Raw genomic sequence first — 26697 nt, forward strand, 5'->3', positions numbered from 1 at the left:
ACCGCTTATTGTCTTTCCTTGAAACGTTCAGCCAGAGACGCCAGAATCTTGTCTTCTTCCGTGCTCTTCACCGGAGCTGATGGATCTCCCGGCACGGCAGACACGGTCATGTAATCGGCGGGTGCCGACCTTTTCCCGGTGACTTCCACCACGTCCACTCCCTGATTGGTGCTCAGATCGATGGTTAACTTGTGTTTGCCTTGACCGAGGCGGAAGATCCCCAGATCTATCCAGTCCAGGTACTGCTTGCCGTTTACTTTGACCTTGAAGTCGTCCATTCCGGCAGAGATGGTGTTCCCCAGCGCTCTGATCCGCACCCGGTAGCTCCCTTCCTTATCCACACTGAAAGGAACCTCCAGTTGCGCCCCTCCATAGCCGGCGCGAGCCCATTTCTTTGACAGGGGCTTGCCCATATAATCAGCGGTAGTAATTTTCGCCGTTGGTGGAAGCTCAATCACATCAGCCACGGAAAAGGCGAGCGGCTTGCCCTCATCGGGAAGGTTGCCCTCAAGGCCTAGAAGAACGGCGGTTACCTCCGCCAGCTCCCCATGGGTGAAGACTGTTTTTAAATTCCAGCCGTTGACGGGCTCTATGGCTCTCAGGGTCGGCGCATCGAGAAGAAAGTAGTCCACCGCTCCATCGGGGGGGATGACCACGTTAATTTCCTGATACCCTGCATTGAGTGATACCTCGGCCACCTTCTTTTCGGTAAGCCTGGAACCGGTGCTGACTGTAAATTCCTTGCCCCCCAGCTGCCATTTCTGGCCATCTCCTTTGGCGGCAACGATCAGGGAATAGGTGCCGCCGATGGGCAGGAAAACCCTGAAGTGAGCCGTAGTAGGCACCGCAATACCGCTGACCCAGCCGCTGCCGGTGAATGGGCCGAACAGAGCATATTTGCGAACTGAAACGTTGTCAGTTTTTTCTGCATAATAATTTTCCGCTTCGAACTTGAAACTCCGGTTGCCGGACAGAATTGCCAGGTAATCGCTTTCTCTCGGCTTGGGAGGCAAACCAGCTTCCCATCCCAGGGCGGTGACAAGATCACTGACGAATTCACCTTGGGTGACAAGAGGATTCTTTTTCCCCTTTTTGGTTTCGGCAGCGAACCCGCTGGCAATATCGAGCAGCAGACAAAGGGCGATGGCAAGAATGAAGAGCCTGCACTGTCTCATACATGGACCCCCGGACATGGAAAATGGACTCAGGAACGGCTATTTATACCACAACTTTTGCAGCAGTTGGCGTGAAAAATTGGCGAGCAGCAGAAGGGGACCCCGGACAGGGGATCAGTGAAAGAGAACCGGCAGGAGAAACAGGGGGAGCGTCACTCCCCCTGTGTTCTTCGGACATCAGGACAATCTGCGGGCATACAAGGGAAACTGCTTCATCATGGCATTAACTTTCCCCTTTATCTCGGCCAGTTTGGCATCATTGTCCACATTGGCAAGCGCATCGGCGATGAAGCCCGCCACCTGCTCCATCTCAGGCTCTTTGAGACCGTGGGTGGTTGCTGCCGGGGTGCCGATCCTGATTCCCGAGGTAATGAACGGGGAGCGGGTATCAAAGGGAATGCCGTTCTTGTTGACGGTAATACCGGCCTTGTCCAGCGCTTCCTCGGCCACCTTGCCGGTCAGCGGCGTTTCCGACAGGTCAACCAGCATCAGATGGTTGTCGGTGCCGCCGGACGTGAGCTTGAAGCCCTTCTTCATCAATGCTGCGGCAAGTGCCTTGGCATTGTTGACGATTTGTTGCTGGTACTGCTTGAATTCCGGCGACAACGCCTCTTTGAAAGCCACTGCCTTGGCGGCAATGACATGCATAAGCGGCCCACCTTGAATGCCGGGGAAGATATTGGAGTTCAAGGCCTTGGCAAACTCTTCGCGGCAAAGGATCATGCCGCCGCGGGGGCCGCGCAGGGTCTTGTGGGTAGTGGTAGTGACGAATTCCGCATGGGGCACGGGACTGGGATGAAGTCCGGCAGCCACGAGACCGGCGATGTGGGCCATATCCACCATGACGACTGCTCCAACCTTGTCGGCTACTTTGCGGAAGGCGGCAAAATCGATGGTGCGCGGATAAGCGCTGGCACCGACGACGATCATCTTCGGCTTATGCTCAACGGCCAGCCTCTCCACCTCGTCGTAATCGATGGTCTGCTTTTCCTTGCTCACCCCATAAGGAACAATGTTGAACAGTTTGCCCGAGAAATTCACCGGGCTGCCGTGGGTCAGGTGCCCACCGTGGGCCAGGTTCATGCCCAAAACGGTGTCACCCGGCTTAAGAACGGTAAAATAGACAGCCATGTTGGCCTGTGAACCGGCATGGGGCTGCACATTGGCGTGCTCCGCGCCGAACAGTTCCTTGGCCCGCTCGATGGCCAGGTTCTCCACGATATCCACATTGTGACAGCCGCCATAGTAGCGTTTGCCGGGATAGCCCTCCGCATATTTGTTAGTCAGCACCGATCCTTGGGCTTCCATGACCGCTTCCGAAACGAAATTTTCCGAGGCGATCAATTCAAGATTGTACTCCTGCCGCTCCGTTTCAATGCGGATGGCATGGGCGACGGCGGGGTCAAAATTCTCCAGTATGGACATAGATTCTCCTTTGTAAAGGTCTTAAAAGTAAAACGGGACCGTTCAGTCCCGTGTATTTTTCCAACTTATTCACCGGCCTTCAGTCCGGCTACTTGTATAACTCTTTTTCAATCAGTGCGATCTTATCGAGCCGCCCCTGGTGGCGCCCCCCCTCAAAGGTTGCGTCCAGCCAGGTTGATACCATTTCCCGCCCCTCTTTGTTGTCAAGAATTCTGCCGCCAAGGACGAGGATATTGGCGTTATTATGTTCCTTCGCCATGCGGGCCATGAAGCTGTCGGTGACGATGGCCGCCCGTACGTGGGGGAACTTGTTGGCAACGATGGACATGCCGATGCCGGTGCCACAGACAAGAATGCCCTTCTCCACCTCGCCGTTGGAGACCTTACGAGCAACCTTCTCGCCGAAATCGGGATAATCCACCGAATCACCGTTGTCGGTGCCGCAATCTTCGAAGGAGATATTTCTCTCCTGAAGCAGCTTCTTGATCTCCGTCTTGAGTTCAAGACCGCCGTGATCACTACCCAATGCTATCATCGTTCACCCGTCTCCTTATATCTTCTTGAAGAGCAGCGAAGCATTGGTACCGCCGAATCCGAAGGAATTGCTCATGGCACAACGGATGGAAGCCTGACGGGCGGTGTTGGGGACATAATCGAGGTCACATTCGGGATCGGGGGTCGTGTAGTTGATGGTTGGAGGAACAACACCCTCACGAATGGCCATAGCGGTGTAGACCGCTTCAATGCCCCCTGCCGCGCCAAGAAGGTGACCGGTCATGGACTTGGTGGAGGACACCATCAGTTTCTTTGCATGATCGCCGAAAATTCGCTTGATGGCCATGGTTTCGTAGAGGTCATTAAAATGGGTCGAGGTACCATGGGCATTGATGTAGTCCACATCTTCCGGTTTCACCCCTGCGGTGGCCAGAGCCATCTTGATGCAGCGGGCAGCACCTTCTCCGTCGGGAGCAGGTTGGGTAAGATGGAAGGCATCGCCGCTCATGCCGTATCCGGCAACTTCCGCATAAATCTTGGCACCGCGGCGCTTCGCCGACTCATACTCCTCCAGAACGACAATACCGGCACCTTCGGCGAGAATAAATCCGTCACGATCCTTGTCAAAAGGGCGCGATGCTGCAGCAGGGTCGTCGTTGCGGGTCGATAATGCCTTCATGACCGCAAACCCGCCAATGCCGAGGGGAGTCACCGTGGATTCCGTACCGCCGGCAATCATGGCGTCGGCATCGCCGCGCTTGATCATGTGATAGGCATCGCCGATGGAATGGGTACCGGTGGCACAGGCGGAGACCGAGGAAATATTAGGTCCCTTGGCGCCGTACTTGATTGAAATATGGCCGGGAGCCAGGTTGATGATCAGCATGGGAATGAAGAAAGGAGAAATCTTTTTATATCCCCCTTCCAGGAGGGCCGAGTGGTATTTTTCGATGGTCGGCAGGCCGCCAAGGCCGGCACCTACAAGAACCCCAACCCTTTCGGCGTTTTCTTCGGTTATCTTCAGCCCTGAGTCTTCCATGGCATAATGGGCAGCGCCCAAGGCATACTGGATAAAGTTGTCCATCTTCTTGATTTCTTTTTTGTCGATGAAATCCTCGGCATTGAAATCCTTGACTTCTCCGGCGATCTGCACCGGCAAATCGGATGCGTCAAAGCGCGTAATACGCGCAATACCGGACTTCCCGGCCGTTAATGCGTCCCAGTTGGCTTTATTGCCGGTGCCAAGCGGAGAAACGACACCAACTCCCGTTACAACAACTCTTCTCATAGACTGAAGCTCCTTAAATTTCTGATCCTTTTACTGCCACTGCAAAAAAGGGGAGGTAAACCTCCCCTCTCATTTTCTCAGGTGTGATCGGTGATATAGTCGATGGCGTCCTGAACAGACTGGATCTTTTCGGCATCTTCATCGGAGATTTCGATGTCGAATTCTTCCTCAAGAGCCATTACCAGTTCGACAGTATCAAGGGAGTCGGCTCCCAGATCATCCATAAAAGATGCTTCATTGGTTACCTGAGCCTCATCGACCCCCAGTTGCTCAGCAACGATTTCTTTAATGCGTTTATCGATTGACGACATTTTCCTGCACCTCCATTTTTTAGTACCTTTTCAGGCTGGTTTATTTATGGAACTCTGTAGCTACATAACATGAAAAGCTGAAATTGCAAAAGGTATTTTTACGATTGGAAAAACAGTTGCAACAGGTCCGCAAGGCCTGCTACATATGCATGCCGCCGTTCACCGACAGAATATGCCCGGTAATGTAGCCGGCACCGGGAGAAACAAGGAAAGAAACCGCAGCGGCTATGTCCTCGGGGCGACCCAGGCGCTCAAGCGGAACCTGCTGCAGCAGGCTTTCCCTGACCTTCTCCGAAAGAACCCCGGTCATGTCGGTTTCGATGAAGCCGGGAGCCACGGCGTTGACGGTGATGTTGCGCTTGGCAAGTTCGCGGGCGGTAGCCTTCGTCAGGCCAAACAACCCCGCCTTGCTGGCACAGTAGTTGACCTGACCGGCATTGCCCATCTCCCCCACCACAGAGCTGATATTGACGATCCTGCCGTAGCGGGCTTTGGTCATGAATTTGGCCGCTTCGCGGGTACAGTTGAAGGAGCCCTTGAGATTGATGTCGAGCACCGCATCCCAGTCTTCGTCTTTCATGCGCAGCAGCAAGCCGTCGCGGGTTATACCGGCATTGTTGATGAGGATATCCACCTTGCCGTATTCTTTCACCGCTGCAGCAAAAAGAGCCTCAACTTCGGACGTTATTGCAACATCCACCTTGAGCGCCAGGGCTTTGCCCCCGGCGGCAACGATTTCATCAGCGGTGGCCTGGGCGGCCTCTGACGATGTGGCGGTAACAACAAGATCGGCACCATCGGCAGCCAGCTTCAAAGCAATGGCCTTGCCAATGCCACGCGAGGCGCCGGTAACGACGGCCACTCTGCCGTTCAGACTCATAATCCCTCCTGTATCAGGGCCTTAAGGCTCTCCTGATCCTGCACGTTCCATGTGGCAACCGTCTTGTCAATCCGCTTCACCAGACCAGCCAGTACCTTGCCGGGACCGACTTCAATGAAGGTATCGACGCCGGCGGCAATCATTACCCCAATGGAAGCGTCCCACCTGACGGGAGCGCTCACCTGCTTCACCAGGAGATCCTTTACCCGTGAGGAGTCGCTGTTAGGGGTGGCTTCAACATTGGTCACAACGGGAACGGTCAGGGGAGATACGGCAATGGGCTCCAGTTCTCCTGCAAGGCGTTCACCGGCAGGTAACATGAGTGCGCAGTGGAATGGTGCACTGACGGGAAGCAGCATGGCCTTTCTGAATCCTCTGGCCTTGGCAATCTCGATGGCTCGGTTGATGGCGCCGGTATTGCCGGCGATGACAATCTGCCCGGGAGAATTGAAGTTGGCCGGGGCCACCACCTCTCCCTGTGCTGCTTCGGCACAGATTTCCGCGAGAACATCGGGTTCTACGCCGAGAATCGCCGCCATGGAGCCTACGCCGACGGGAACAGCCTCCTGCATGAACGTACCACGAGCGCGGACAGTGCGGACCGCATCCGCAAAGCCGATGGCACCGGCGGCAACCAGGGCTGAATACTCTCCCAAGGAATGCCCTGCCATGAAGTCCGCCTTAAGGGAGGTTTCTTCTTCGAGGACCTTCAATGCCGCGATGCTCGTAGTGAGAATGGCGGGCTGGGTATTGGCAGTCAGCTTCAGATCTTCTTCAGGTCCTTCGAAACAGAGCCGTGAAAGCTTGAAATTCAAGGCATCATCGGCCTCTTCGAAGACGAGAGCGGCTTTTTTGAAATTTGCAGCAAGGTCTTTGCCCATGCCGGCGAATTGCGATCCCTGGCCGGGGAAGATAAAGGCTTTCTTGCTCATGAAAACATTCCTTTCTCTGTATTACCAGCGAAGCAGCGCGGAGCCCCAGGTCAAACCGCCACCGAAGGCGTCGAAAAGGACCACGTCCCCTTCTTTTATGCGTCCGGCACGATTGGCTTCATCAAGGGCAATGGGAATGGAGGCGGCAGAGGTATTGCCGTAGCGCTCCAGATTGATGAAAACCTTTTCCTCGGGAACGCCGAGCCTCTTGCCGATGGCATCGATAATGCGCCGGTTGGCCTGGTGGGGTATGAAAAGGTCGATATCTTCGGTGTTGAGGGCGTTTGCTGCAAGGGCCTGCCGTGCCACATCCTCCATTGCCCTGACCGCCAGCTTGAACACTTCGTTGCCGTGCATCCTGAGAAACATCAGCTTATCATCGAGGGTTTTCTGGGTGGCCGGATTTCTGCTGCCGCAACCGGGCTGATAGAGAAGCTCCCAATAGGAGCCGTCACTGCGAATATGGGTGGAGAGGATGCCGTTCTCCCCTTCGCGGGCTTCGACAATGGCAGCTCCGGCCCCATCGCCGAACAGCAGGCAGGTATTGCGGTCGGTCCAGTCAACAATGCGCGACAGCACCTCGGCGCCGATGACGAGCGCCTTTTTAGCGGTGCCGGTCCTGATGAACCGGTCTGCAATGGATAAACCGTAGATAAAGCCGGAGCAGGCGGCGGAAACATCGAATGCGGCGGCATTGACCGCCTTGATGTTGCTCTGGACGAGACAGGCTGTGGAAGGAAATGGGAAATCGGGGCTGACCGTGCCGACAATGATGAGGTCAAGTTCTTCAGCAGTCACCCCCGCCATGGCCAACGCTCTCTCAGCTGCCCTGGTGGCGAAGGTGGAGGTATATTCCCCCTCGACGGCTATCCGGCGCTCCTTGATTCCCGTCCTGGTGGTAATCCATTCATCACTGGTATCGACCATCTTTTCCAGGTCGAAGTTTGTCAACACCTTTTCGGGATGGGCTGAGCCAGTCCCGGTGATCCTGGTACGAATCATGATTTACAACCTTCCTACCCAGCCGCTTGAGCCTTGAGAGTTTCCAGCTGCTGCATGTAAAGAGGATAGTTTTCCTGGAGCTTTTCGACCATGCGTTGATTGACGCCCTTGCGGGCATATTCGTGGGCAAAGCGGATGGCGTTTTTTATGGCCTTGGCATTGGAACCGCCATGGCAGATCATGCCGACGCCATCGATCCCAAGCAGTGGAGCACCGCCATACTCGGTGTAGTCCACCTTTTTTTTAAAATTGATGAAAGCCCGCCGGGAAAGGAGGTAGCCGACCTTGTACAGCAGGCTCTGCTTGATTTCTTCTTTCAGCATGGTGCTGACCGCCTCTGCCAGCCCCTCGGAGAGCTTGAGTACCACGTTGCCGACAAAGCCGTCGCAGACGACCACATCCACCATGCCATTGAAGATATCGCGCCCCTCCACGTACCCGAAGTAATCGAGAGAGGTGCTTTTCAGAAGCGCGCTCGACTCGCGGGTCAGGTCATTCCCCTTGCTGTCCTCTTCGCCGTTGGAGAGAATGCCTATCTTCGGGCTTTCCACATCCATGACGGAGCGGGCATAAACCTCTCCCATGATGGCGAACTGGACAAGGTTGAGGGGCTTGCAATCGACATTGCCGCCTACGTCCAGCACAAGGGTTTTTCCACGGAGAGTTGGGAATATCTGGGCAATGGCCGGCCGGTCGATGCCTTTGATCCGCTTCAGAATGAACATTCCTGCAGCCATGGTGGCGCCCGAGTTACCGGCACTGACAACGGCTACAGCCTCTTCATTCTTCACCAGTTCGAAGGCGACCCTGATGGAAGAATCCTTCTTTTTTCTGACGGCATCGGAGGCAGAATCGTGCATGCCCACCACTTCACTGGCATGCCTGACGGTTATATCCAGACCTTTACAATCGTGCTTTGCAAGTTCCCGGTTTACTTTTTCCGTATCGCCTACCAGCGTAATGGCGATACCGAATTCCCTGGCGGCTGCGACGGCGCCTTCTACCTCGACACCAGGCGCATTATCGCCCCCCATTGCATCTACTGCAACTCTCATATGACCTCTAGACAGCTGTTCTTTTGAAAAAGAACGTCGGGGTGTGGCAATTTAAAGCTCTTCGGCCTTAATTACTTCTTTCCCTTTGTAGGTGCCGCAGGAGGGACAAACTCTGTGGGGAAGCTTGGGGGATTTGCACTGAGGGCAAGTGGAAACCGTCGGAGCGGTAAGGAAGTCATGGGCCCTTCTCATGTTCTTGCGCGACTTGGATGTCTTTTTCTTAGGTACTGCCATAATATTATCTCCTTTACTTGTCTATCTTCAGACCTTTCAACGCATTGAATTTAAAGCTTCCTTCGCTCCTGTCGCAACTGCAGGCGGTATCGTTGAGATTGGCGCCGCAATTGCTGCAGAGCCCCTTGCAATCTTCTCTGCAAAGGGGTTTGAAGGGTATCTCCAAGATGACCTGTTCCGCCACCTCGGGCGCAAAATCTATCTCTTCCCCTTCGTAGGATTTTGAGATCAGGTCCTCTTCGGCCAATTCCACCTCTTCATCGAGGGGCTCGACCGATTTGGTATAAAAAACCGTGAAGGAAGAATCGATCGTCACTTGGAAATTGGTAAGACAACGGGCACAGGGGACCTTCACCAGCGTTTCCACCCTGCCGGCCGCCCTGATATGGTCGAATTCCCTGGCCACGGTAAAGTCAAGTCTGAGGGGGGCCAGGAATTCGCACTCCCCCGATTCAGCCATGGCGATCAGATCGGGATAGTCGCCGATCGGCTCTTCGGCTTCCAGGTGCAGTGTTTTATCTTTTAAGTCGGCAATGCGAACTTTCAAAATATCACCAATGGGCGCAGCATTCAAAGCTACCCAGTATATAGACGGATCAGCATTTGTCAAGGTAAAACTGCCGATCCCCACCCACTGCCAAGGGTCAATCTATTAAACTATTCGCAGATTATTTGCAACAATAAATAGGCGTGGATGGTTAACTTTTTGGAGTGCGGCGACCTCTCATTCACCGGAGGGAGCAAAACCCCGGCGCATGGTGTTCTCCGTTACCACCCGCGGGTCCATGAAATGGAGCAGGTAATCCGGTCCTCCCGCCTTCGTGCCGCCACCGGACATCTTGAAGCCGCCGAAGGGTTGCCGGCCCACCAGCGCACCGGTGCAGTTGCGATTGAGATAGAGGTTGCCGACACGGAAGCGCTTTGCGGCCAGGGCAAGATGCCCGGGACTGCGGCTGAATACCCCGCCGGTCAATGCATAGCGGGTCGAATTTGCCCAGTCGAGGGCCTCATCGAAATCCCGCACCCGCATTACGGCCAGCAGCGGCCCGAAGACTTCCTCCTGAGCAAGGCGATGCTCGGGACGGATCTCGCCGATAATGGTCAACGGCACGAAGTAGCCCCCCTCGGGCGCCTGCCCCTGATAAAGAAGCCGCCCCTCCTTCGTACCCAATGCCGTATATTCCAGGATACGCTGCCGGGCGCTTTCTTCGGCTACCGCACCGACAAGATAGGCGGGATTCTCCACCGGCCCCACGGAAACAGCTTCGGCGAGGGCTACCAGACGCGCGACAAATTTATCATATATCCCATCGAGGACAATGACCCGCGAGCAGGCGGAGCACTTCTGTCCCTGAAAGCCGAAAGCGGAGTTGAAGACATGGGGAACCGCCTCGTCCAGATCGGCATCGTCGTCGATAATGATGGCGTTTTTCCCCCCCATTTCGCAAACCACCTTCTTGATCATTTCCTGGCCAGGCTGCACCCTTGCGGCACGTTCCATGATCCGCTTCCCGACCTCCAGCGATCCGGTGAACGCAATGAGGCTGACCTGGGGATGATCTACCAAGTTATCCCCCATGACCCCGCTTCGTCCGGGAATGTAGTTAAAGACGCCGGCTGGGAGCCCCGCTTCCCTGAATATCTCCACCAGTTGCCGGCCGATGACCGGCGTAAGCCCTGAAGGTTTGTAGACAACGCAGTTGCCGGTGACGATGGCGGCAGAAACCATGCCCATGCTAATGGCCAGCGGGAAGTTCCAAGGGGCGATGACGGCGGCAACCCCCTTCGGCTCGTAAAAGTAGCAGTTGGATTCCCCGGGGACCTTTCCCATCGGCTGAGGCTTGCCAAGGCGGACCATTTCCAGTGCATAATATTCGAGAAAATCGATGGCCTCGGTCACATCGGCATAGGCCTGGTCCCACTGTTTGCCGATCTCCAGTACCTGCAGGGCGGCAAGCTCATAGATGCGGCGGCGGACGACCACGGCCGCCTCGATGAGATATCTCGCCCTCTTTTCCGCGGAAACGTCCCGCCACATACGAAAGGCCTGCCGGGCAGCATCGATCGCCAAAGACACTTCAGCGGTTCCCGCCTGGCAGACCCACCCCACCACCTGGGCAGGATCTGCCGGATTGACCGAGGCTACCAAGTCCTCCGTTTCCAGTTCCTTTCCATTGACGTGCAGCAGGTATTTTGCACCAAGTTGCCTGCGTGCCGCTTCCAGACGCTCGCGAAAGGCCCGGCGCTGTTCTTCCTGGGTGAAATCGATGACCGGTTCGTTGCAGAAATACGCCCCTTTTCGCGAAGACTTTGCCGTTGTCCCCGATGGGGCGGCAAGTCGTTCTCGTTCCAGGATATGGACCGGGTCTTCAAGGAGTTTCTCGGCTCCGGCAGCATCTACAAAGGTCTGCCGCAAGAAAGAAACATTGGAGGTGTTCTCCAGAAGGCGGCGAACCAGATACCCCATTCCCGGAATCATCGGTCCGTAGGGGCAGTAGAGGCGCAAGCGCCCCGTACGGCTGAGGATGGCCTTGCGTACAGGCTCGGCCATGCCATAAAGGACCTGGAATTCATAGCGATGGTCGGGAACGGAAAGCTCATCGGCCAGTTCTATGACGGTGGAAATGGAACGGATATTGTGGGAAGCACAGGCAAAATGACAGACGTCGCTATTTTCCAGGATGCGTCGGGCATGGCGCTCGAAAGCGGCGTCTGTTTCCGCCTTGATCGCCCAAACCGGCTCCAAAAGGCCGCTCTGCTGCGTCCTGATCATCTCGTAATCCCAGTAGGCCCCTTTGACAAACCGGATGGAAATACCAAGACAGTTTTCCCTGGCCCAGGTGATGAGGTTTTCCAGATCGCGGTCCGTGTCCTTCAGATAGGCCTGAAGGACGACCCCCAGGTGGGGATAATCGGGATTCTCCAGCTTGAGGCGACGGTAGACCTCAAGGACGATCTCCTTGAAACGGTAAGTCTCCATGTCCAGACAGAGGAAGCCGTTTAACTCCTTGACCCGGCGGCAGATGAGGCGCAACCGGCTAAGAATCCCCTCGACGCTCCCCTCGAAGTCCAGCGGGCTCGCCAGGCAGTAAAGGGCCGTTGCCTTAACGGATACATTGATTTGCGGCGCATGCCCCCAGTCGAGCCCGGCAGAATCTGACGCGGTGCCTAGAGGCTTCCAGCCCCCCCTGGCGCGATCCATGGCGTCAAGCAGCTGCAGATACTGCTCCACGTAGACGTCGGCCTCCTTTTCCGAAAGGGTTGCCTCCCCCAGCACATCGACGACGGCAGCGAAACCCTGATGGCGCAGACGCTCCATGTTGCGCAGGGCCTCCGTGGCATTCTCACCGATGATAAACTGCTGGGCCATTTTGCGGATGGCCGTTGCTACAGCCTTACGCTGGATAAGGGTGCCGAAAGGGCCGAAGAAACCGGCGGCCTGGCGGAGCAGAGCCAGGGCCGGGGGCTGGGTGGCCGGGTCGAAGTATTCTTCCAGGTGGCCGGCTACCATGCTATCTGAGGTGAGGGCGGGAAAGACATCGACGAAACGGAAGAGCGCGGTTTTGAATGCTTCGTCCTGCATGCTCCAGGCCATGAGCTTGCCCAACCATCTTCCCCTGTTGAAAAAGGAGGGGGTTTCTCCCTGGATGCGGGCAAACATCTCTTTCCCACAGGAGACGATCCTACCGTTCAGCGCACTTTCGGTCATATGCCCCCCTGCAAATCCGCGAATCGGTCACTTCTCAGCTACATTTTAATAAGGATCGATGATTAATCAATTGGACCGGAATGAAAATTAAGGGAGCAGGATGTGGCAGGTCTTTTCAAAGAAAGGAGCAGTTATAAAAAGTGCAAAAAAGTGAGACTCAGGCAATGGCGGCAAGTTCCAGCCGGCCGCCCCAGCGACGGGCCAGTTCCTGGCGTAACCCGAAGTTTTCGGAGGAAACCAGGCCCGGGTCCTTTTCGACCACGGCGAAGGCATCCTCCCGAGCCGCTTCCAGGATGCGACCATCGCGGAGAATGTTGGCCACCCGGAAGTCGGGCAGGCCTGCCTGGCGGGTACCGAGGAAATCCCCGGGGCCGCGGATCTCCAGGTCCGTCTCTGCAATGCGGAAACCGTCATTTGTAGATTCCATCACCCGCAGCCGTTTTTCACCGTCTTCCGAAAGATGCCCGGAGGAAAGTAGTATGCAGCGTGATTTTTCGCTCCCGCGCCCTACCCTGCCCCGCAACTGGTGCAGCTGGGAAAGACCGAAACGTTCCGCATGCTCGATAACCATGACCGTGGCATTGGGCACGTCGATGCCGACCTCGATAACCGTCGTGGCAACCAGGATGTCCGTTTCTCCGGCCTTGAAGGCGCCCATGACCGCTTCCTTCTCCTCCGGCTTCATTCTCCCGTGAAGGAGCCCTACCCTGAGCTCCGGAAAGACATCTCCGGCCAGGTGTTCGGCCATCTGTGAAGCCGCCTTCAGCTCGGATTTTTCCGACTCTTCCACCAGTGGATAGATGATGTACGCCTGCCGACCATTTTTCACCTCGTCGCGGATGATGCCGTAAACCTGCGACCGCCGGGACTCGAAGGCGATGCGGGTTTCAACCGGCGTCCGGCCCGGGGGCAATTCGTCTATGACCGATAGGGAAAGATCGCCGAAGACGGTCATGGCCAGGGTGCGGGGAATGGGTGTCGCCGTCATGACCAGGATGTGGGGGTTGAGTCCCTTCCTCTTGAGGATGCCGCGCTGCAGCACGCCGAAACGGTGTTGCTCGTCGATGATCCCAAGGCCGAGCCGGTTGAACTCCACCTTTTCCTGAATGACCGCGTGGGTGCCGATGACGATCTGCGCTGTGCCGGCGGCGACCTCTTCGAGAACCGCTGTTTTCGCCTTTCCCTTCATGCCAGAGGTCAAAAGGGCCACCCGTATCCCCAGTGCATCACACCAGCGGTGAATGGTGAGGAAATGCTGCTCGGCAAGGATCTCCGTCGGCGCCATGATCGCCACCTGGTAATCGTTTTCCACCGCCACCAGGGCAGCCATGAGCGCCACCAGCGTCTTGCCGCACCCCACATCTCCCTGAACCAACCGGTGCATGGGATGGGGAAGCATCAGGTCGTTCTTGATCTCGGAAAGAACCCGGCGCTGGGCATTGGTCAGCTGAAAAGGAAGCAGCTTCAGCAGTTCCCGGGTGTACCTGTGGCTCACCTGGAATGGGATTCCCTCTTCCAAGGCAACACCGCGCCGTTTCAGGGCCAGTCCCAGCTCCAGAAAGAAGAGCTCGTCGAAGGCCAGGGTCTTATGGGCAACGGTGGCTCCGGCATTCAGCCGGGCCAGGTCGGCATCGTGCCCGGGGAAATGTGCTTCACGCAGCGCTTCGTCCTGGGGCAGCAGGTGGTGCCGCTCCATGACTCCCCCGGGGAGGTGGTTTTCCACGTCCGCTGAAAAACGGTCCACAACCTCCTTCATCACCTTGCGCAACGTCTTCTGGTGGAGCCCTTCCGTGAGGGGATATACGGGCAGGATGCGGCCGAAATTCAGGGGGTCTTTTGCCGTCAATGCCGCCAGGTCGGTCCCTTCGTCCAGCCACTCCACCTCGGGATGGTGGATCTCCTTCTGAAAGCCGTACTGAACCACCTCGCCCGTAAAGACTCCATTCCGCCCCACGCGCAAGGTCTTCCTCATGAAAACCGGATTGAAGCGAAACCACTTGAGCATCACCGTACCGGTCTCGTCGCCGACCATCACCTCGAGAAAATGCTTCCCTCCCTTGGTGGTCTTGGCCTCGCAGGAGAAAACTTCGGCGTGAAAAACCTCATGAAACCCCGTGCGAAGTCGCCCCACCTTGCTCAAACTCCGCCGGTCCTCGTAGCGATGGGGAAGCAGAAAGAGCGCATCTTCAATAACGGAGATGCCCTTCTTTGCCAGCTGTTCCGCCAGCTTGGGGCCTACCCCTTTTATGGCCCCCATGGGTGTCGCAAGATTTTTGCGGTGAATTGACTGCTGCAGCGGTGTGGTTGCCGGGTCACTGCCGATCGCCGGCCCGGAAAGGTCCATCCGCCGCACCATCAGCACGCCGTCATCACCGACCTCCATGGAAACCGAATCCCCCGCCTTCAGGGCAAGGGCCTCCCGCACGGCATCGGGCAAGGGCAAGGCAGTGGTATCCTGCAATTTTACAATGGGCATAGACGACCTGGAGCAAAGAATAAATTAGCAGGAGTTATAGGGATTATGATGGAGTGTTGTCAACCCAAATCTGGCGCTTCCGGCTTGCACGCCTCATCCCTCCACCCGCATGACCATGAGGGAAACGTCATCCACAAAAGCATGGTTCCCGGCGAAGGCCCTGACCTGTCTGAGCAGGCTGTCGATGATCTGCTGGGGGGAAAGGTGACGATATTCCCGGAGAAGCCTGCAGAGCCGGTCTTCACCGAAAAATTCCCCGACATTGTTCGCCGTCTCGACGATCCCGTCCGTATAAAGCAGCAGTACATCTCCCGGCTGCAACAGCAACTGTTTCTGTTCGAAGGCAACCTTCCGCTTTATGCCAAGGATCAGCCCGTCTGCATCGAGATACTCGCATTCCCCCGACGCGGCCCGCCACACGACCGGCCGGTTATGGCCGGCATTGGCAAAGGAAAGCTTTCGCAGGCCTGCATCGTAATTCAGGTAAAACATGGTGATGAAAAGCTCGGCACGGGTCAGGTCCTCGTAAAGGAACTCGTTGAGAGCGTTCATGATGTCCCGGGGGCTGCGGATAGTGGTCGCTTCCGCATGAATGAAGGTGCGGACCTCCGTCATGATCAGCGCCGCCCCGACATTATGCCCGGAAACGTCGGCGATGATCAGGTCAACTGCGTCACTGCCGGTGGGGAAATAGTCGAAGTAATCTCCCCCCACTTCCCGGGCTGGGACACATATTCCTGCCAGCGCTATCCCATCCATCCGGGGAGGATCTGCCGGAAGCAGTCCCAGTTGAATGCTTCTGGCGATTTGCATTTCCTTTTCATGTTCCTTTGCCTGAATGAGCTTTTCCGCCTGCCGGGCATTGCGCAGGGCGATTCCCAGTTGCCCCGCCAGGCTGGCGAACAGCTGGATGAACTCCTCCGTGAAAATGCCTTTCATTGATTTGGAAAAAGCAGAGAGCACCCCCACCGGCTGTCCTTCGATGGTGATGGGAACATGGGCAAAGGATTTGATGCCTTCCCGACGGATAATGCTGGCTGAAAGCGGCCTGCTCATGACGTCCGCATCGTTGACCACCTCCGGATAGTTGTTGAGAAAGGCTGCCCCCGCATAGGTTTCCATGTTCAGCTCCCGGTCCGATTCCTCCAGATGCTTCATGCTCATCCCCTTCTGGCTCAAGAGGACAAGGCGTCCCTTTTCTTCATTCAGAATGCGGACGACACAAGCATCGAACTTGAACTGCTGCTGGATGTGATCGAGGATGTTATCCAGGATGACCTGCAAGTCCGCCTTGCTCGCCACAACCCGCGCCGCCTCGTACAGGAGACCCAATTGCTCCCGGCTGGCCGTACGGCTCAGGGTCACCGTGCCGAAGATATCGAAAACATCTTCAAGCTGGCTGCCCCGTGCCGCCATATAACTTTCTACAATGATCCCTGCCGATGCAGCACCCACCGATCCGGCCAATACCTTCTCAGTGTACCGTTTCAACACGGGAAGTTCATACTCGGAAAGGCTCCCCCGCTCGTCGATTTCCTTGTCCCCCAGGTACTGGGCTATGGCCGCGTGGGCCTGTTTTTCGCCGATAAATTTGGCCATGAGCTCAACGAATTCCACGATGACAGGTGCCCGGCTCATCCTCTTGCGCCGGATCGGCTCCTCGCGCTCCTCGAAAACATCCACAAACTTCACCGCTTGCTCAGCCACACTTTCCGAAGGCTCCGTCAACAGAGAAAGAGTGATGAAGGTCCCCACGTTAAAGAGCATGCTCCAGAACAGGGAATGGGGCAGCATCTCCAATTCGCTCATGCCGAACAGCTTGAGCGGGTGCAGGAAAGAGAGGCCGAACGGACCCTCCTGCAGTACCCGTGAGTCCAGCCAGCCCGCTTTCGCCAGCATGGGGACAATCAGGGTGTGGAACCAGATGAAAAAACCAAGGATAAGGCCAATGATGGCACCCGGACGGCTGGACCTTTTCCAGTACAGGCCACCGATAATGGCTGGAACGAACTGGGTGGCGGCTATCAGCGAAATGATGCCGATGTTGATCAGGGTGTAAGACTCGCCGATGAACCGGTAATAGAGATAGCCGAGGAAGACGACGCCGAGAATGCCCAGCCTCTTCAGGTTGATGAGAATGCCCGAGATGTCGGAGCCGCCGATGCCCAGGTGGATAATGAGCGGTACGATCAGATGATTGAGGATCATGGTGGAAAGGACCACCGCCTCCACCATGACCATTCCGGCCCCGGCGGAAAAACCGCCGATGAACAGCAGCATGGCCAGCCAGGGGTGTCCCGTCTGAAGCGGTATGGTGAGAACGAAAAAATCGGCGAGGGCCGTATTGCCGCCGTTGATCATGACTGCGCCCAGGGCTATGGGAAGGACGAACAGGGTTATGAGAAAGGTGTAGGCTGGGAAAAGCCACATGGCATCCTTGATGTGCTCTTCATCGGAGTTCTCGATGACCATGACATGGAACTGGCGGGGTTGGAACATCACCCATGCCGTGGTGGAAAAGAGGAGCGTGAACCAGGTGGCATAGGGTGCCTGGCTCGTTCCCAGGAGAAAAAGCTGTTGCCGTTCTGGAAAGCTGGCGGTGAACCGGCTGAAGATATCGCTGAACCCGTTGAAAAGACCATAGGTGACGAAGATTCCCACGGCAATAAAGGCGATGAGCTTGACGACCGACTGGAGGGCAACGGCGGCCACCATCCCCTCGTGCCGCTCCGATGCATCCAGGTGCCGTGCCCCGAAAAGAATACCGAACATGCCGAGAAAGATGGCGGCGATAAAGGCAGTATCGATGAATTCCGGAAGCACCGGCGCCACCTCTCTCAGGCGCTCCCCCCCGCGGGAGACCGTGAGAATGTCGAAGGTATAGGCGATGGCCTTCAGTTGCAGGGCAATGAAGGGAATGATGATAACGATGCTGAAAAGGGTGACGATGCTTCCCAAAAGAGCTGATTTGCCGTAGCGGCTGGAGATGAAATCGGCGATGCTGGTGATGTGCTGCTCCTTGCTGATACGCACCATCTTGCGCAGGAGAAACCACCAGCTGAACGCCATCAGGGTGTTACCCAGATAGAGTGAAAAAAAGGAAATGCCGTTGGTAGCCGAAAGTCCCACAGTCCCGTATATGGTCCAGGAAGTGTAATGCACCGCCATGGACATGGAATAGACCCAGGAATTGGCAATGATGCTCTCTCCACTGTCACGCTTCTTGTCGGCGTAATAGGCCACGGCGAACAGCGAGCCGAGGTAGACGAGGGTGATGGTGGAAACGGTTCCGACCGAGAGCATGGAATTCCTGTCCCTGATTACTGATGTGAAATAGCTTAATTATAACCGTGTCGGAAACGCTGTCGACTATTTTGACACAAACCGGGGAGAATGCGCTAAGCCTGGGGAGAAAACAGCTACAAAAAAACCCCCTTTGTTCAAGGGGGCATAACAATGGGAGAGGTAAGCGAAGCGAGGAATCGGGTAAATTCTAAATGCGGTTCATCCTTCGGGCGGCCTCCATCAGTTCACCCCGGAAGTCAGGATGGGCAATGTTGATGAGGTTCATGGCGCGCTGTTTGGCGGTCTGGCCCCTGAGCTTTGCCACGCCGAATTCGGTCACCACATGGTCCACGTCGTTCTTACTGGTTGTAGTCGATGAACCGGGGGTCAATGTGGGGACAATGCAGGATACGGTGCCGTTTTTAGCCGTCGAAGCGGTGCAGATGAAGCCTTTTCCACCGCGCGAGCGGTTGGCGCCCCGGGCAAAGTCGGCCTGACCGCCGGTTCCGCTCCATTGCAGGTGGCCGAAGGACTCGGAACAACACTGCCCCAGGAGGTCCACCTGGATGGTGGCATTGATTGAGACCATGTTGTCGATCTGGCCGATGACATAAGGATCGTTCACATAATCTACTGGGTGCATTTCGATCATGGGGTTCTCGTTCATGAATTCGAAAACCTTCTTCGTCCCCAGGGCGAAGGTTCCAAGGCTTTTGCCACGATTGATGGGCTTGCGGGAATTGTTGACTGCCCCGGCAAGCATCAGATCAACTATGCCGTTGGAAATGAGCTCGGTATGGATGCCCAGGTCCTTTTTCCTGAGAAGCGCCTTGCAGACCGCATTGGGGATCCCTCCCCAACCCATCTGCAGTGTGGAGCCGTCATCGATCATTTCGGCCAAGTAACCCCCTATCGCTTCCTCAACCGCAGAAATGGGCGGAATGTCCAGTTCCATGAGCGGCTCGTCGCACTCGATAATGTGATGCACTTCCGAAATGTGGATATGGCAGTTGCCATGGGTCCGCGGTGCCTGCGGATTCACCTGTACCACGACCTTCTTCGCCTTTTTCACCGCTTCCATCGTGTAGCCCACAGACAGGCTGCAGGTGAAGAAACCATGCTCGTCCATGGGGGAGACAACGGTCCCCGCCACGTCCACCGGCCAGTATTCCCGCAGAAGCCGGGGAACCTCACTGAAGTGATTGGGGACGAAATCAGCCCACCCCTTCTGCACCGCCTCACGGGATACGTGACTTGTGAACCAGGCATTAACCTTGATGTGGGGGACGGAATCTTCCGTGAAATAGTCGGGGCAAATATGGTGCTGCTGATTGACGACGACCCCTTCCAGTTCGCGCTTGCGAGCTGCCAACGCCCTTACCAGCAGGGTGGGTTCACCCACCCCCAGAGGAAAACAGAGATGATCACCCGACTTGATAATGGCCGCTGCTTCTTGAGCAGAACAGAGTTTCTCCTGATATTCTTTTTCAAAGCTGCGCTGTGTAAGTGCCAAATTCATGTTCGAAGCCTCCTGTGATGTCTTTTCTATAGAATAGTTAGTTTTTTGATAAAACTCCGGTTTGCTCTCATCAAATCTTCACTTCACGCACATCCCTATCTGATTGTCTGCTTTCTCTATAGCAACTCGAATACCAAACACTGTTTTCATGTAATGCAGCACCCACATCCATACCTCAACATCCTGATATTGCGCAATTATTTTTTTATCGCCCAACAATGTCAGAGCTATAAGCCTGGACGAGCACTGTCACCAAGTGTTTACACAACCCTCGCACATGAACATAAATCTGCGCTCAATCCGTTGTCTACTGCGGCTTGACTGTTGATTTACAGCTTTGGAGTCACTGTCAACGTTTGTTTACAGTGGTATAAATAGACCATGTTTACTGATATAGGGCGAAAGAAGGAGAGCTTGAACGAGATAGGTAGAAATTAGATTATTCGTTAAAACATTGTTTAGTAATGTGGGAATTTGCCCGTGCATAATGTACGGGCAGGTGGGACGGCATACTTTCACATTTCGGAGGTGTCCATATCGCTTCCTCCGCCCAATTGCCTACTCAACTTTTTGTATAGGCCCTGCCGGGAAATACCCAAGAGCTTCGACGCTTGCTGTTTGTTGCCATGGCAGAACTCGACAGCCTTCCGAAGAAGCAGGTTTTCGAACTGATCCATTATCTGACTAATATCTTTCTTCCCCAGACTGGCAAGGATGAAATCTTCGATCCCCACGAAATCAACGTTGGTGCCCGGGCATAACTGGGTAAGCTGTTCCGGCAAGTGGGCACTGGTGATCAGCGGGCCGCTGACAACATTAAAGGCGCTTTCTACGACATTGCGCAATTCACGTATATTGCCCGGCCAATCATAACTCTTGAAGATTTGCCAGGCATCACTGTCCAGGTCCTTCACAGACAAGCCGAACTCCACATTGAACTGCTCGATGAAATTCATCGTCAGGGAATAAACATCCTCTTTCCGCTCACGCAAGGCCGGAATGGTTAGGTTAACCACATTGAGCCGGTAATAGAGGTCCTCCCTGAATTTCCCCTCCTTGACCATCTGTTCGAGATTGCGGTTGGTAGCTGCAACAACACGCACATCAACCGTTTTCTGCTTCGTGCTTCCCAGGTTGGTAAGTTCTTTTTCCTGCAGCACCCGCAGGATTTTCACCTGCATGTAGAGGGGCATATCCCCTATTTCATCGAGAAATATGGTGCCGGTGTGGGCCTGTTCGAATTTGCCGATCTGCCCCCCTTTTTTTGCCCCGGTAAATGCCCCCTCCGCGTAACCGAAAAGTTCCGATTCCAGGAGGTGTTCGGGAATGGCTGCACAGTTCACCTTAACGAAAGGCGAATAATGACGGGCGCTGGCAGCATGAATGGCATGGGCAAAGAGTTCCTTGCCGGTGCCGCTTTCCCCCCGAAGCAGCACGTTGGAGTGTTTCTGGGCAACTCGGAGCAGGGTTTCTTTCAGGTCCTGAATCTTCCTGCTCTGACCGACGATGCTGTTACTGTCATACTTGTACTTGAAAAAGATCTCCTTCCTGTTCACAGCGGGATGGTGAACCTGACTTTCCGGCTCGGCCTGCAACTGCCGGGCAATGAGGGGAATTTCCCGAATATCCATGAAGAGGATCTTGCCGACGCAACCGATAACCCTGCCGTCCTTGATCAGGGGGAAACGGTTTGCGTAGACCTGTTTGCCGTTGAAGTAATGGATGATTCCCAGGTCGGGCTTGCCTGATTCCATGACCGCGGGCAGATGAGAAGGCTGGGAGTTCCGGTAGGCCCGATCCACATGCCTGCCGATCATCGCCTGTGGTGTGGTATCCAACAGATTGGCAAAGGACTGGTTGACCATGACGACAATGCCTTTGCGGTCGACGACAATAATGCCGTCATAATCGAAGTTCATGAAGGCGCTGGTTGAGCGAAGGATTTCCTTGAGAGAATCGTCGGTATCGCTGCCATTGTCCGGGATCAACCTGAGCAGTGACAAAACACCGCCGACCATCAGATCGTTTTCCATGATCGGCACGAAATCGCAGGCAATGCGCCGCTTGCCGACCAGGATGACCTGATCGCTGAAACTGATCCCCCCGTGCATCAGATTGCCGAGATTTGCCAGATCGGCAACCTCGTCGATTTTTTTACCAACGGGGCTGGAAGAAGGTAGCTCCAGCATGGCTGCTGCCGCTTGGTCCAGATAGATGATGCAGAGGTCGGTATCGAGCCTGATGACCCCGGAACTGCCGCTCTCAGGGTTACATCCGTTCATTTTGGTATCCTTATCCATAAACCCTATTTCCAAAACAACGTTCGCTTCAACTCCTGAACCAAATAGCTGGACAAGGAGGTGTCCCGTTATTTATAGTACAAACGATGTATTATTTCAATCTGCTAAATTTTTATGGACCGGGCGAGGAAACTGAAAAAATTGCGTTATATTTGATTGGCCTTTTATGACACGAAATTTAAACATGTGGAGGGAACATGCCAAGTGACAATGCACAACCTGATGGCGAGCTGCTTCTGAGAACATCGCCCATGCCGGGCGACACCAACGCCAACGGCGATATCTTTGGTGGTTGGATCATGTCGCAGATGGACATTGCCGGCGGCATGATGGCCATAGAAATAACCGGCGGGCGCTGTGTTACCATCGCTGTCGACGCCATGAAGTTCATCAAGCCTGTCAAGGTCGGTGATGTGGTCTGTTGTTACGGTAAAGCAGTCAAGACAGGCAATACCTCGGTGACCATCAGGCTGGAAGTATGGGTAAAACCGGTGCTGCGCGCCATGTGTAACGGGAAGGAACACCCGTTGTTCATGGTTACCGAGGCATCATTCACGTACGTGGCTGTTGATGATGAAGGACAAAAACGGCCGATACCCAGGGGCTGATCATTCAGCCCTTGTCTCTTCCCGGCATCGAATTGCCGGCACGCTCCCCCTCCACCTTTTCGCCCGGTTCTTTCCCCTCCTCCGACGAATGCTCCACGACCGAATTTATTTCCGCTCCCGCAAGGATGATGAACCCGCTGATATACAGCCAGAACAGCAAGATGATAACGGCACCGATGCTGCCGTAGGTCTTGTTGTAGGAACCGAAGTTGTTGACGTAAAAGGAAAATGCCAGGGAAGCGACGATCAGGATGGGAATGGCTATCACTGCCCCCGGAGAGATCCATTTCCACTGTTGCTCCACATCGGGTGTGAAGTAATAGATGATGGCCAGTGCCAACATCAGCATGAAAAGGGTCACCGGCACGATGAGGACATTCCAGAGAATCTCGAAAACGTGTCCAAGATCGGAAATGCCGGCGATGAGAGAGCCGAGCTTCGGGCCGAACATCAGCAGTACTAGCGACAGTATAAAGAGGACCGACAGAACCGCAACCAATGCAATTGCCGTCAGCCGCACCTTCCAGAAGGGGCGTCCCTCTTTCACCTGGTACAGTCGATCCATAATTTCCATTATGGAAGTAACAGCATTGGAGGAAGTCCAGAGGGCCAGAACGACCCCCAGCGACAAGAGCCCCCCCTGTTTGTTGCCGAAAAGGGACTTCACGTTGTCCTGAACCAGACTGAAAGCCTCTCCCGGAAGAAATCGCTGCATGGTGCCGAGAATGAAATCCAGTAATCCCGGAATGGGCAGGTATCCGATCAACGTGGTCAGAAAAAGAAAAAACGGGAACAGGGCAAAGAGCAGGTAGTAGGCCATGGCTGCAGCATAAGTAGCGCAGCCATGGTCAATCACCTGTCTGTAGACCCTTTTTCCCAGCTCCTTGTAACTGATATCGCCCAGTTTGAAATAACGGCGGAATGAAAACATAGGCGCCCCCTGAGCTGAGACAGACATGGTTACAGTATAATTTTAAAAGAGGCGGCAACAATCAACCTTAGGTGCATTAATTACCGTGTCAAAGGGATTACTACCGGTGGAGCATATGGGATGGAAGGCGTCGGGATCACCGTTCAGATACGCAGTTTGAGGGCCAGGGGGACCAGCTGGGAACGACAGGAGACATCGACCTTCTTGAAGATGCGGCTGATATGCGTCTTTACCGTCTGCTCGCTGATGCAGAGCTTTTGTGCAATCTCCCGGTTTTTCAGCCCTTGGGCGATAAAGGCCACGATATCCTGTTCTTTCTTGCTGAGATTTGCACGGCCGGCCGGTTTCTGATGGAACTGCTGGTTGTGGAGCAGGGCCTTGATTTTATCGTTGTCGATCCAGATTTGTCCGCTGTTGACCGTATGGAGCACCTTGGAGAACATTTCAGGGGGGGTATCGGTCGAGACGACTCCATAAAACTTGTGGTGCAGCAGGAGAGATATGAGCTCATCCTCAGGCAGCCCGGTATCGATTAGGATCATCCTGGCGTTCGGCCATTGGGACTGGGGTTCTTTCGCCAAGGCAAAGACGTCCACTACAATATGATGGGGATCGAACAGGGAGCTCGATCTGCTGTCAGTGGCGACGAATGTCTCGAAAGAGGGATTGGTGCCAATGATCCCCTGCAGCGCTCTTCCCAGAAGAAAGCTGCCCAGATTTATCAAGATTCTCGTTTTACCTGCAGATGGAATATCCATGTCCACGTCCAGTCAGTACGCTTCGCCAACATGCTCAGCGATTCCCAGAGGTTACCTCCCTCTCGAACCCCGGCAGGATAGCTTTGAAAAAAGCATTCGTCACCAACTCCACCAGTACCTGCCATGTGCTCATCTGCGGCTTTTTTACCGGTCCGGAAATATCGACTACCGTTGCCACCTCTCTCCGCGGCGGGTTTTCCAGGAGTTTGGCCACCCCACCGATAAGCATCTCGTACAGCTTGTGAAAAACCGTCTTCTCCTTGTCTTTCCGCTTGTCGTACACCTTTATATCCTTGAATAAAGGTTTCAGGTACCCCGAGACCTTGTCGTTGCGCACATGAAGTTCTGAATAGAATAGGAAAAATCCGGCCGAGACGTCGAAATTGCCATAAGCCCTGAATAGGTCGTTCATGTCCTTGAGCCTGGTGTTCTCGATCTTCACCAGCAGGTCCAGATCGGGCCCCTTTTTCTCAGGTCTGAACTCTGCCGAAGCCTTGGTAATGCCGCTGCCCATGAATTTTCCGGAAAGCTCGGCCTTGGCCGGACCTTCGATGAAGTGGTTGGTCAGATTGGTCATGGAAAAATCCGTATCGGCAAGAAAGACGCGGTAAGCCGGATTCGCATCTTTATTGATGACGCCGATGTTGCTCCCCGAAAGCCTCATCCGGTCGATGCGAAGCTGTATCTGCGGCTTGTTGCTCACCTTTCCCGCCGCCTTCCCCACCTTCCCGGCCCGTTTCTTCTCCGCTTTCGCCGTGGCTGCCGAATGGACATAGTCCATCTCCAGACCACGGAAGAGCAGGTCCTCCACATGGACTTTGGCAATGGAAGGAGAGTATTCCGCATTGCCCTTGAGGGAAAGAACACCGTTGCGCACGGAAAGGTTGATGTGAGCAGCCACCGGCTTGAAATAATCCAGCGGAATATTCTCCAGCTTAAAAGTCCCCTTGATGCCCGGTACCGGTTTCGAAAGGAAGTTGGCATTGCCGTCGAACTGTCCCCTCCCCGTGCCGAAGATGGCCGTATCCATGTGCAGAGTCGAAGGGTAGACGTTTTCTTTGACCCGGACATTGCGGATGTTGCCAGCGGTAACGTTGAGCCGGGACAGATGCAATGGCTTGCCGGTCTTGTCCACATAGGTGATGGAGCCGTCCCTGACCGTAAAATTGTTGATTTTCAGAGGAGAGACCGCTTCGATTGCCTCTTGCCATCCTTTGTCCTTCAGCTTCCGCTCGCTGGTCATTTCGCTCTTGAGCTGCTGCAGGTCTATGTGCATCTTGGGGCGGTCCATATCGATGGTTGCCACGACACTCCCGTGCAAAAGGTCTCTCCAGCTTATGGTGCCTTTGATCTTAGGAAATTGGGCAATGGGGGGCACCGGGTTAGCATCCTGGAGGATATGCAGCCCGTCCAGCGTCACGATTCCTCCCAGGAACTGCACGTGCAGTCCGGCAAGCCTTACGGAATAGCCTTTCAGGTGTTTGTTTGCCGTCTGCTCGGTGTAGCGCCGCATGGGCTCGTCAAAGAAGAAAGACACCGCATACAAGACAGCAGCGAGGAACACAAGTATCCCGGCAAGCCAGATCAGGGTTTTCCTGCGGCCCTGTCGCTGGGGATATTCCGATGGTTGCTCTTGTCGGTGGTCGGATATATTTTGTTCAGCCACAATGTCTCCGTATGATGCCGCAACGGTAGCCTAACTGGTCTTTTTTACTCTAACGGTATATTAAAAAAAGTCAATTAGCATTAAGAAGTAAGATCGCGGCGTGCTATAAATCAAGGTAGTAAAAAAAACGCGCTGTCCCGGAAATATTATGGAAACAGCGCGTCACGAAGATGATTGAAATGTTGGGGGCGAGTTAAATGTTCAAAATGCACCGAATCAGAAGCGAGAAATCCTGAGGAGAGACCGGTTCCTTGCAGGGAACGCGTTCAATTGATGTTGCAGGCTGAGTCCAGGATGGAAATTAGCGCGGCAAGAATCGCTTTTACCCCCTCGCCTCTCGATTCATGGGAATCGGAACAAACGGTTCGGAGCTTTTCGGCGGAAACTTCCACCTTGGACAGATCGGTGATGGAATTGATCCCAGCCATTTGCGGAATGAATGTCCTTGTGAGGTTTTTCGACCGCGCCTTGAGCGGAGCGGAGATGGAGCCCTTGACCAATGCGACGTCTATATCGGCCAGGAAGCGGTTCATCAGGGCGAGGGAACCGAACATCCCGACGAGTCCCGGGGTGAAGCTAGCCACACTGCGCTCTTCCGTAGCATTAAGTTCGAGTAAAACAGCGATAAGTTCACGTGGATCAGTCATG

The 26697-nt window shown here is 54.9% G+C and carries 21 protein-coding genes; 1 reads left to right on the forward strand and 20 read right to left on the reverse strand.

Annotation, left to right across the window (positions count from 1 at the left end; genetic code table 11):
* Positions 1-5: 5 nt before the first annotated feature.
* The 16 genes from ML541_RS04700 to ML541_RS04775 form a co-directional block, all read right to left on the reverse strand.
* Positions 6-1175 (reverse strand): hypothetical protein, encoded by a 1170-nt coding sequence (locus ML541_RS04700; RefSeq protein WP_243371270.1) that lies wholly within the window; start codon positions 1173-1175, stop codon positions 6-8.
* A 177-nt stretch (positions 1176-1352) separates the two neighbouring features.
* On the reverse strand, positions 1353-2600 hold the full coding sequence (glyA, locus tag ML541_RS04705; RefSeq protein ID WP_243371271.1) for a serine hydroxymethyltransferase: 1248 nt from the start codon (positions 2598-2600) through the stop codon (positions 1353-1355).
* A gap of 88 nt (positions 2601-2688) precedes the next feature.
* The gene (gene rpiB / locus ML541_RS04710; protein WP_243371272.1) at positions 2689-3135 is read right to left on the reverse strand and encodes a ribose 5-phosphate isomerase B; all 447 of its coding nucleotides are present in this window, start codon (positions 3133-3135) and stop codon (positions 2689-2691) included.
* 15 nt (positions 3136-3150) lie between these two features.
* The gene (gene fabF, locus ML541_RS04715) at positions 3151-4383 is read right to left on the reverse strand and encodes a beta-ketoacyl-ACP synthase II (protein WP_243371273.1); all 1233 of its coding nucleotides are present in this window, start codon (positions 4381-4383) and stop codon (positions 3151-3153) included.
* 77 nt (positions 4384-4460) lie between these two features.
* Positions 4461-4694 (reverse strand): acyl carrier protein, encoded by a 234-nt coding sequence (gene acpP, locus ML541_RS04720; RefSeq protein ID WP_012647694.1) that lies wholly within the window; start codon positions 4692-4694, stop codon positions 4461-4463.
* 139 nt (positions 4695-4833) lie between these two features.
* Positions 4834-5574, reverse strand: a complete 741-nt coding sequence (gene fabG, locus ML541_RS04725) for a 3-oxoacyl-[acyl-carrier-protein] reductase (protein WP_243371274.1) — start codon at positions 5572-5574, stop codon at positions 4834-4836.
* Entirely contained in the window at positions 5571-6506 is a 936-nt protein-coding gene (gene fabD, locus ML541_RS04730) for an ACP S-malonyltransferase (protein WP_243371275.1), read from the reverse strand. The genes fabG and fabD overlap by 4 nt, the downstream gene beginning before the upstream one ends.
* A gap of 21 nt (positions 6507-6527) precedes the next feature.
* Positions 6528-7508, reverse strand: a complete 981-nt coding sequence (locus ML541_RS04735) for a beta-ketoacyl-ACP synthase III (protein ID WP_243371276.1) — start codon at positions 7506-7508, stop codon at positions 6528-6530.
* 14 nt (positions 7509-7522) lie between these two features.
* The gene (gene plsX / locus ML541_RS04740) at positions 7523-8563 is read right to left on the reverse strand and encodes a phosphate acyltransferase PlsX (RefSeq protein ID WP_243371278.1); all 1041 of its coding nucleotides are present in this window, start codon (positions 8561-8563) and stop codon (positions 7523-7525) included.
* A gap of 51 nt (positions 8564-8614) precedes the next feature.
* Positions 8615-8797, reverse strand: a complete 183-nt coding sequence (gene rpmF, locus ML541_RS04745; RefSeq protein ID WP_243371280.1) for a 50S ribosomal protein L32 — start codon at positions 8795-8797, stop codon at positions 8615-8617.
* A gap of 13 nt (positions 8798-8810) precedes the next feature.
* Positions 8811-9344 (reverse strand): DUF177 domain-containing protein, encoded by a 534-nt coding sequence (locus ML541_RS04750; protein WP_243371282.1) that lies wholly within the window; start codon positions 9342-9344, stop codon positions 8811-8813.
* Positions 9345-9521: 177 nt separating this feature from the next.
* A complete protein-coding gene (gene pruA, locus ML541_RS04755) occupies positions 9522-12506 on the reverse strand; it encodes an L-glutamate gamma-semialdehyde dehydrogenase (RefSeq protein WP_243371284.1) in 2985 nt (994 codons plus the stop codon).
* A 157-nt stretch (positions 12507-12663) separates the two neighbouring features.
* Positions 12664-14982 (reverse strand): ATP-dependent DNA helicase RecG, encoded by a 2319-nt coding sequence (gene recG, locus ML541_RS04760; protein ID WP_243371286.1) that lies wholly within the window; start codon positions 14980-14982, stop codon positions 12664-12666.
* Positions 14983-15075: 93 nt separating this feature from the next.
* Complete coding sequence (locus tag ML541_RS04765; protein WP_243371288.1) at positions 15076-18285, reverse strand: SpoIIE family protein phosphatase; 3210 nt, start codon at positions 18283-18285, stop codon at positions 15076-15078.
* Between the two features lie 190 nt (positions 18286-18475).
* The gene (locus ML541_RS04770) at positions 18476-19786 is read right to left on the reverse strand and encodes an acetyl-CoA hydrolase/transferase C-terminal domain-containing protein (protein WP_243371290.1); all 1311 of its coding nucleotides are present in this window, start codon (positions 19784-19786) and stop codon (positions 18476-18478) included.
* Between the two features lie 515 nt (positions 19787-20301).
* A complete protein-coding gene (locus ML541_RS04775; RefSeq protein WP_243371291.1) occupies positions 20302-22068 on the reverse strand; it encodes a sigma 54-interacting transcriptional regulator in 1767 nt (588 codons plus the stop codon).
* A gap of 215 nt (positions 22069-22283) precedes the next feature.
* Here ML541_RS04775 and yciA point away from each other — a divergent pair, with 215 nt between their 5' ends.
* The gene (gene yciA, locus ML541_RS04780; protein ID WP_243371293.1) at positions 22284-22694 is read left to right on the forward strand and encodes an acyl-CoA thioester hydrolase YciA; all 411 of its coding nucleotides are present in this window, start codon (positions 22284-22286) and stop codon (positions 22692-22694) included.
* A gap of 4 nt (positions 22695-22698) precedes the next feature.
* Here yciA and ML541_RS04785 read toward each other — a convergent pair whose 3' ends face one another.
* The 4 genes from ML541_RS04785 to ML541_RS04800 form a co-directional block, all read right to left on the reverse strand.
* Entirely contained in the window at positions 22699-23625 is a 927-nt protein-coding gene (locus ML541_RS04785; protein ID WP_243371295.1) for a YihY/virulence factor BrkB family protein, read from the reverse strand.
* A gap of 143 nt (positions 23626-23768) precedes the next feature.
* The gene (locus ML541_RS04790; RefSeq protein ID WP_243371298.1) at positions 23769-24383 is read right to left on the reverse strand and encodes a response regulator transcription factor; all 615 of its coding nucleotides are present in this window, start codon (positions 24381-24383) and stop codon (positions 23769-23771) included.
* Positions 24384-24417: 34 nt separating this feature from the next.
* The gene (locus tag ML541_RS04795) at positions 24418-26049 is read right to left on the reverse strand and encodes a DUF748 domain-containing protein (RefSeq protein ID WP_243371300.1); all 1632 of its coding nucleotides are present in this window, start codon (positions 26047-26049) and stop codon (positions 24418-24420) included.
* A gap of 266 nt (positions 26050-26315) precedes the next feature.
* Complete coding sequence (locus tag ML541_RS04800) at positions 26316-26696, reverse strand: hypothetical protein (protein ID WP_243371301.1); 381 nt, start codon at positions 26694-26696, stop codon at positions 26316-26318.
* Position 26697 lies beyond the last annotated feature (1 nt).

The sequence above is a fragment of the Geotalea sp. SG265 genome, assembly GCF_022808985.1.
Classification (GTDB): domain Bacteria; phylum Desulfobacterota; class Desulfuromonadia; order Geobacterales; family Geobacteraceae; genus Geotalea.

Coding starts and splice junctions, on each gene's coding strand:
- ML541_RS04700 (WP_243371270.1), bottom strand. CDS start 1,175: ATGAGACAGTGCAGGCTCTTCATTCTTGCCATCGCCCTTTGTCTGCTG.
- glyA (WP_243371271.1), bottom strand. CDS start 2,600: ATGTCCATACTGGAGAATTTTGACCCCGCCGTCGCCCATGCCATCCGC.
- rpiB (WP_243371272.1), bottom strand. CDS start 3,135: ATGATAGCATTGGGTAGTGATCACGGCGGTCTTGAACTCAAGACGGAG.
- fabF (WP_243371273.1), bottom strand. CDS start 4,383: ATGAGAAGAGTTGTTGTAACGGGAGTTGGTGTCGTTTCTCCGCTTGGC.
- acpP (WP_012647694.1), bottom strand. CDS start 4,694: ATGTCGTCAATCGATAAACGCATTAAAGAAATCGTTGCTGAGCAACTG.
- fabG (WP_243371274.1), bottom strand. CDS start 5,574: ATGAGTCTGAACGGCAGAGTGGCCGTCGTTACCGGCGCCTCGCGTGGC.
- fabD (WP_243371275.1), bottom strand. CDS start 6,506: ATGAGCAAGAAAGCCTTTATCTTCCCCGGCCAGGGATCGCAATTCGCC.
- ML541_RS04735 (WP_243371276.1), bottom strand. CDS start 7,508: ATGATTCGTACCAGGATCACCGGGACTGGCTCAGCCCATCCCGAAAAG.
- plsX (WP_243371278.1), bottom strand. CDS start 8,563: ATGAGAGTTGCAGTAGATGCAATGGGGGGCGATAATGCGCCTGGTGTC.
- rpmF (WP_243371280.1), bottom strand. CDS start 8,797: ATGGCAGTACCTAAGAAAAAGACATCCAAGTCGCGCAAGAACATGAGA.
- pruA (WP_243371284.1), bottom strand. CDS start 12,506: ATGACCGAAAGTGCGCTGAACGGTAGGATCGTCTCCTGTGGGAAAGAG.
- recG (WP_243371286.1), bottom strand. CDS start 14,982: ATGCCCATTGTAAAATTGCAGGATACCACTGCCTTGCCCTTGCCCGAT.
- ML541_RS04765 (WP_243371288.1), bottom strand. CDS start 18,285: ATGCTCTCGGTCGGAACCGTTTCCACCATCACCCTCGTCTACCTCGGC.
- ML541_RS04770 (WP_243371290.1), bottom strand. CDS start 19,786: ATGAATTTGGCACTTACACAGCGCAGCTTTGAAAAAGAATATCAGGAG.
- ML541_RS04775 (WP_243371291.1), bottom strand. CDS start 22,068: ATGAACGGATGTAACCCTGAGAGCGGCAGTTCCGGGGTCATCAGGCTC.
- yciA (WP_243371293.1), top strand. CDS start 22,284: ATGCCAAGTGACAATGCACAACCTGATGGCGAGCTGCTTCTGAGAACA.
- ML541_RS04785 (WP_243371295.1), bottom strand. CDS start 23,625: ATGTTTTCATTCCGCCGTTATTTCAAACTGGGCGATATCAGTTACAAG.
- ML541_RS04790 (WP_243371298.1), bottom strand. CDS start 24,383: ATGGATATTCCATCTGCAGGTAAAACGAGAATCTTGATAAATCTGGGC.
- ML541_RS04800 (WP_243371301.1), bottom strand. CDS start 26,696: ATGACTGATCCACGTGAACTTATCGCTGTTTTACTCGAACTTAATGCT.